Origin of the sequence: Micromonospora sp. NPDC051296, assembly GCF_040682255.1 — a bacterium.
Lineage (GTDB): Bacteria > Actinomycetota > Actinomycetes > Mycobacteriales > Micromonosporaceae > Micromonospora > Micromonospora craterilacus.
This window is the reverse complement of the sequence record NZ_JBFBAO010000666.1, coordinates 1-1323: the sequence shown is the minus strand read 5'-3', so window position 1 is coordinate 1323 and position 1323 is coordinate 1. Positions and strand designations below refer to the sequence as shown.

General features: G+C 71.1%; 2 protein-coding genes and 1 pseudogene. All 3 read right to left on the bottom strand.

The window, feature by feature from the left end; translation table 11 throughout:
• Positions 1 to 523: histidine phosphatase family protein (locus AB0M52_RS33985; protein WP_363961998.1), on the bottom strand; the 523-nt coding region annotated here is incomplete at its 3' end.
• The gene (gene rsfS / locus AB0M52_RS33980) at positions 520 to 924 is read right to left on the bottom strand and encodes a ribosome silencing factor (protein ID WP_363961996.1); all 405 of its coding nucleotides are present in this window, start codon (positions 922 to 924) and stop codon (positions 520 to 522) included. The genes AB0M52_RS33985 and rsfS, both read right to left, overlap by 4 nt.
• Positions 925 to 1023: 99 nt before the next feature.
• Positions 1024 to 1323: pseudogene (locus tag AB0M52_RS33975) on the bottom strand (nicotinic acid mononucleotide adenylyltransferase); the annotation flags it as partial.

The window sequence follows — 1323 nt, the reverse complement described above, 5'->3', positions numbered from 1 at the left end:
GCAGCGAGCCGATGGTGCGCAGCACGCTGTGTTCCCAGCCGAGCAGGTTGCCGCAGCCCTGGCGGGCCGCGCCGCCGTGGGTGGCGATGACGACCGTGCCGCCGGCCACCTCGTCGGCGGCCTCCTGCAACGCGGTGCCGATCCGCTTGCCCAGCTCGTCCAGCGGTTCGATGTCCGCGCCCGGATCGGGGTCACCGGCCCGCCAGCGGGCGTACTCGTCGGGGAACTGTTCGGCGACCTCGGTGAGAAGGAGCCCCTGCCAGCGGCCGAAGTGGCGTTCGCGCAGCCGGGCGTCGGAGCGCACCGGCAGGCCGGTCAGCGCGGCCAGCGCGGCGGCGGTGTCCGCCGCGCGGCTCAGGTCGCTGGCGACGATGGTGTCCGGGCGTAGCCCGGCGAGCAGCGGCGCGGCCTGGAGGGCCTGCTCCCGGCCGAGGTCGTTGAGCGGTACGTCGGTCTGCCCCTGCACCCTGCTGGCGGCGTTCCAGTCGGTGTTGCCGTGCCGCCAGACGACCAGCCGGGTCACTCGCCTGAGCCGGCGGCGGCCTCGGCGCGGGCGAGGTCCCGGTCGACGAACGGGATGGTCGGGCAGTCCTTCCAGAGCCGGTCGAGGGCGTAGAACTCGCGTTCCTCGGTGTGCTGGACGTGCACCACGATGTCGACGTAGTCGAGCAGCACCCAACGCCCGCCGCGTTCGCCCTCGCGCCGGACCGGCTTCGCCTTCTCCGGCAGGTCGAGCAGGGCCTCCTCGATGGCGTCGACGATGGCCAGCACCTGGCGCTCGTTCGGGGCCGCGGCGAGCAGGAACGCGTCGGTGATGGCGAGCTGGTCGCCCACGTCGATGATGACGATGTCCTGCGCCTTCTTGTCGGCCGCGGCCTGGGCGGCGGCGATCGCCAGCTCGTGAGCGCGTTCGGAAACTGTCACCGTTCTCCTTCGATCAACCGTGCGATGCTCCCAGCCTCTCACACGCCCCGGAATCCCGACTCGCCAGTTTCGCCCGCAAAACGGGATGAAACAGCCAAATCACTCCTGGTAGAGGCGCCTTTTCGCGATGTACTGCACCACACCGTCCGGCACCAGGTACCACAGCGGCTCACCGCGGGCGACCCGCGCCCGGCATTCGGTGGACGAGATCGCCATCGCCGGCACCTGCACCAGGCTGACCGTGTCGGCGGGCAGGTGGGCGTCGGTCAACTCGAAGCCCGGCCGGGTGACCCCGATGAAGTGCGCCAGCTCGAAGATCTCGTCCAGGTCCTTCCAGCTCAGGATCCGCTCCAGGGCGTCCGCGCCGGTGATGAAGAACAGCTGCACCTTCGGGCCGTA